The following is a 5,092-nucleotide window of genomic DNA, read 5'->3' on the forward strand; positions in this document are numbered from 1 at the left end:
GCGATGCTCGGACTTTGCGTGATGTTGACGGTCTGCGCATCAATTTCATGCTGGTTGTAACGTCCCCAGGTATCGCCGTACGGATGCACCGCCGCCACAGTTTCTATCGGTGAAGGCACTTCATTTTCAGGCGTAGGTTCGGCGCTCCGCTCAAGCAGAGGTGTTTGCTTAATACCGACCACCTGGTCCATGTCCAGCGTCATAGCATGTTGGTTCAGCCAGTCGGGACTGGCTTGGGCCAACTCATCCGCCGTGAGCTTTTCTTCCCGATACAGTAGGTGCTGCTCGGGCGCGGGCTGACCTTCAATCTTATAGGGCAGCAAAATGCTGGCGTAGTGATGCTCAGAGAGCCGCTCTTCGGTCAGGTTTGAGGCATCCGATCTCGTCACCTGGAACGTCCAGCGACCGTCACCGGCCACTTTGAATTCTTTTGTCAGTTTGCCTTCAGAAAACAGGTAAAAATACCCGGCCGTCGGCCAGCCAAGGCGCGTTTCACTGACCTGAACAGCCAGCTTCACCGGTATAAATTCGGCATTGATTTTTTGGCTGTCAGTCGGGTTAGGCATGACCGTGTACGCGTCTGACTGACCGCTGTGTAAAAACAGATCGTGATAGAGCGTCTTCTCTTCGGCCTCAAAGCATTGCGCGGTGAGAATACTGTCGCCTTCGCTGGTTTGCTGCTTTTTCCATTGGGCAACCGCCTTTTCGTTATCAGTCGCACCTAACAGCCAGACACCCGTCTGTAAAGTGTTGAGTTCATCCGGACTGCAGTAGAGTTTGAGGTTGATTTCCTGCTCTGGCGCTTTTTCCGGCGTCTCTTGGACCGGACCTTCCGCAGGACGAGTCAGCGCGGTCTCATCCACAACGGGCTTATAGCCAGCGCGCACTACCTTACGCGACGAATCAAAGTCTATTGACATGGTTACTCTCCCTGAAGCGACATCATAAATGGCGATATTGTACGATGGAGAGGCGGCAAGGCGTAGCCGGAAAGACTAGGTAAAAGCACGGTTCATCTGGTGATTTTGCCGTTTGTGAAGATTTGAGGAGAACGTCACACCGGGAGGGGCACTTAAAAAAAGAGCCCGCCAATGCGTGCGGGCAAATCTGACGTTGCTAGATAAAGGGGGACTCAACCTTATTGAGGATGAGTGCATTTAAATTAAGTGATAGACTTATCATCGTCAAGCACACAACACCCTGCACTCATTTTTTCAGTAAAACCTTACTTTTGGCGACTATCCGACATGTTGATGTGGTCAGCAAGTCGCTTATCCAGCTCGGATTGACGGGAAAAGTGAATATTGAGCACGATGGCCTCGTCAAACGCGGCTACCAAGGCCAAGGCCGAGTGTTGGTCATCCAGCACCAATTGATACGTCAACACAGGTAACCATGCTCCGTCCGCCATGTGATCGAGTCCATACCAAATCGCATCCGGTTGACTGAGTAGCTTCTCCTGAATCATTTCCCGGAACGGTTCGAGCTCTGGTGAGTATTTTATCGCTTTATTGAGTGTCGCGGCTGACAGGACGTGTTTGGACACCAACTGGACTTGCTCATTCAGCACACGCTGACTTTGCGACAGCGAGTAGTTTAGAATGCTTTGTGTCAGACTGTATTCTTGCGCTCGCTGCATCATCGATGCGGGCAACGTTTTCATTGATACCAATGGCGAGCTGGTGAACTGATGCTCTTTGCCAGTGATGGCATCTTTGTCCAAAGCCTTACCGCTGACTTGCTCTGAAGCGCGTCGCATTGATGCCGGCAGCGCGTCATACTGCTTACGTGACAACACAGACACGGTGGCTCGGCATTTATGGTGGTTGGGTGGGTAGAAACGTTCCCAAAACGGATCGTCTTTAGGTTTGATCACGCCATCGAGCTTTCTGCACAGCTCAGTCGTTCCCGAATCCAGGACGGACGAATAGACCAGGAACTCAACCAAATCGTTATTCGCAATCTGGGTCCAGCGGCCAGAGTTGTACGCCGTCATCATGTTGTTGCGATAATGCAACTCTAGCCAGTACGGGTTGGCTTCAGATAAGCCTTCTTGCTCGAGAAGCTGACGAATATTGCCCAGGGTTTCAGAGCGATAAGCGCCGCTTTCCAGTGCGTCTTCATAGCGTTTCTTCACGCGATTGACCGCATCAATACTGGAGACGTTCGCCACCGTGAATGCACGCAGCTTCATGGCCGCTTCCATCTGACGATACTCTTTGGTATCGGTCGGTAGCATCACTTTGAGTGCATCCATCGCTTCCTGAAAAGGCACATCATCCACCGCGAGGTAAATGGGCGCATAGGTCAGCTCGACGGGCTTATCTTCTGCTTCAGTGATGGCGTTTTGAACATGCGCTTGACCCAGCAACCAACTGACCATCATCGATGCGGCGTAAATGTTGGTGTACGGGTGGGTGACCTGAGTGATATCGATGTCATCAGGGGTTGAATGCGCCTTGAACGCTGCTTCCAGCTCCCTTGAAAGGCTTTTGACGGTGAAGGAAAGCGCCTCATTTTCGAGGCGCTGCAATTTGATGAGGTTGTCGGTTTCTTTCTGGTCAAGGTGAGTTAAAGCAGACATAGGTGCTTTCCTGGGGCGTCTGATAAGGTCAGGGGGGAAAGCGGTTGAACCGGCTCCATACCTGAGCCATTTGCCAGAGCCGATTCCAGCATCGCTTTGTAAGCGTCTTCATCCACCCGGACTTTGATGCTCCCCTCACGGCCGTTAGCCAGAAAAATCCACTTAAACAGCGTCTCGTTGAGCGTCTTATGCACCATGCGGGCATCGCGTTTAGAGACGCGCATGGCGGCCCGTTCATGGACCTCACCCAATGAGCGAGAGCCGTACTTTTGATTGCCACCGGTGAGAGTCTGCCCTGTGATGCGCTTGGAGATTTTGTTGTCGATGTATTCAATGGTGCGCAGCAGCTCGTCCACCTTGCCATTCGCATCGAGCGCAACAATCTCTTTCACGCCAGACAGTGCCACAGCATCGCCGTTCATCACAGGCGCCAGTGAGTCTGCTATTTTCTGTAAATCGTTATCACCGTTCGCGTTTTCAGCCAGGGCAATGGCCGTAGGAATGGCGTATTTCTCCCCCAGACGCTCAATGTTGGCCCAGCTTATCCACTTACTTTGCCAAATGGGCCAGACCGATTCTAAGATGGTTTCACCGTACGGACGCTCAGTGGTCGCATTGCGCAGAACGGGGATGACTTTACCTGTCACCGGTGTTCTTGCGGTGTAGTCCACCGCGCTGTACACCAAGGTGCCATCTTTTAATAGACGAAAGTCTTCAGGACGTTTGGGCTCAGAATCGGTGAGGACAAGCTGCGAGCCGCCTTTCTCCCAAATCAGCTCTACCGGCATAAAGCCAAACTCCGTCGCCCCCAGCATCTGCTCCATCAGCGTTTCTAAATCGAAGTCCGCCATCACATCGTTGTAAAATGCAACGTCATTGGCAGAGCCTTCAATCACGTAAGGCACGGTCATCGCGGTGGCATGACGCATCTCAATATCGGACGCCACCTCTTCATCAAGCAGCATGGCGCGAATGGCCCCAAAATAGTAGTTACTGCTTTGGTAACGCGCGTTGCCCAACTCGGTCGGCAATGGGTAGTGATTAACGATAACGTCGGTGGGAAGCCGAGCGATAAGGGACGACAAGGTGAGATTCTTTATCACGGGCAATCGCAGCTCCTGTGTATTGAGCGCCCTGTTCAGCGCCGTTATTAAGACCAAGCAATGAATGGAGTAACGCGATGGCTTCGACTTTGCGATCGTCAAAATCAAACTCGCTGATTTCACCGAGTTCATAAATGGCCATCTGCGTCATGGCTTCCGTCAGCACTTCCTTGTCATCGTCACTGTAGAGGCGAGTCAACGCATTCTTTTGACCCAGATAGGCATAGCACCAACGGGCGGCCGATTGACAGGCGGTTTGCGCGTTTTTTTCATCGTTGTACGTTAAGGAGGCGTAGATTTGCTCATCCAGGGCGTCTGATACGCCCTGGATAGTAACCATCGCTCTTAACTGCGTCAGGGTCATCGTCATGGGGGGACCTACGCGACCGGAGCCAGCGCATCATCGACCCAGCAAATCGCATCCACGACGACAGCCGGTAAAGGCTTTGACATGGTGTACACATCGGCCCCTGATGGGTCATCGACTTTCTTCACTTTGGAGAAGAACGGCAATGCCTGAAGACCGGCGTCCAGGTCGTCCAGTGCGGCATAGTAAGGGGTGTGACCCGCATCAAGGTCAATCATCACCATCTTGTCATCATCCACCGTTTTTACCCGTGTTTTGACACCGCCCACCATGGTTTCGTAAGAGCCGTTTTCAGAGGTAATGACGTAGCCCCCAACATTGACCTGACCTTTGCTGACTTTCACATCCAGCACGTTGGACAGGTTCTTACCCGCCAGCGTGACAATACGGGCAAACAGCGTTTTGCCACACAGCACTTCAATGTTGGCACCATAGCCTTTGGCCTGAATGGCTTCATCCATCTCTTGCAACGCGGTGTACACGTGTTCAATGGAGGCCTCTGGTGCCAGGAGTGACGTGTCAAATCGGTAGCGCAATGTTTCACCATAATCCACTTCAAACAGCTCCAGAGCGCCGTCTGCGGTCTTCATGGGATATGCAATCTTGCCGGTCAGGGATTGTGCGCACAGCGCTTCGGTGGACACTTCAATCTTACGCATCACGCCAAACTGGAGCATGTCAAAAAACTTTTGAATGTTCTTTAGCCCCAAAGCCTTCAGGTTGTTCAGCTCCGATGCCGAGATGTGTGAGACGGTCGAAAAGCCTTGCGGCTCGATAGATTGCGTTTCTAAGTCGTCACCACCGAGTTGATACGCCTTGGTGCCCCGGCGCACGACAGGAATGTTGGACAGGGTTTCTTTGAGCACATTCCAGGGAATGCGCACGCTCGGGTAAAACACCGCATCCCCGAACACTTTCTTGCGGATGCGCATTGGGACCGGCTTGCGCTTTTTATAATTGTTGAGCAGTTCGGACCACTCTTGAGGGGCTAACAGGCCGCGTAAAATATCAATAATATCCATGCTTCTTTCTCTTTAT

The 5,092-nt window shown here is 52.2% G+C and carries 4 protein-coding genes and 1 pseudogene; all 5 read right to left on the reverse strand.

Features of this window, described 5'->3' with window-relative positions; genetic code table 11:
- Positions 1-920 (reverse strand): annotated as a pseudogene (locus CAG65_RS09680) (hypothetical protein); the annotation flags it as partial.
- 305 nt (positions 921-1,225) lie between these two features.
- Positions 1,226-2,584, reverse strand: coding sequence for a phage head morphogenesis protein (locus tag CAG65_RS09685; RefSeq protein WP_161448248.1), 1,359 nt, complete (start codon positions 2,582-2,584; stop codon positions 1,226-1,228).
- The gene (locus CAG65_RS09690) at positions 2,572-3,687 is read right to left on the reverse strand and encodes a phage portal protein family protein (RefSeq protein WP_337247436.1); all 1,116 of its coding nucleotides are present in this window, start codon (positions 3,685-3,687) and stop codon (positions 2,572-2,574) included. Before CAG65_RS09690 ends, CAG65_RS09685 begins: the two co-directional genes overlap by 13 nt.
- Positions 3,626-4,057, reverse strand: a complete 432-nt coding sequence (locus tag CAG65_RS09695) for a hypothetical protein (RefSeq protein ID WP_161448250.1) — start codon at positions 4,055-4,057, stop codon at positions 3,626-3,628. Before CAG65_RS09695 ends, CAG65_RS09690 begins: the two co-directional genes overlap by 62 nt.
- An 8-nt stretch (positions 4,058-4,065) precedes the next feature.
- Complete coding sequence (locus CAG65_RS09700; RefSeq protein ID WP_161453504.1) at positions 4,066-5,076, reverse strand: major capsid protein; 1,011 nt, start codon at positions 5,074-5,076, stop codon at positions 4,066-4,068.
- Positions 5,077-5,092 lie beyond the last annotated feature (16 nt).

Source organism: Vibrio sp. V39_P1S14PM300, assembly GCF_009904765.1.
GTDB lineage: Bacteria > Pseudomonadota > Gammaproteobacteria > Enterobacterales > Vibrionaceae > Vibrio > Vibrio proteolyticus.

What these genes read in the sequence shown, in the direction of transcription:
- CAG65_RS09685 (WP_161448248.1), bottom strand. Translation starts at nt 2,584, where the DNA reads ATGTCTGCTTTAACTCACCTTGACCAGAAAGAAACCGACAACCTCATC.
- CAG65_RS09695 (WP_161448250.1), bottom strand. Translation starts at nt 4,057, where the DNA reads ATGACGATGACCCTGACGCAGTTAAGAGCGATGGTTACTATCCAGGGC.
- CAG65_RS09700 (WP_161453504.1), bottom strand. Translation starts at nt 5,076, where the DNA reads ATGGATATTATTGATATTTTACGCGGCCTGTTAGCCCCTCAAGAGTGG.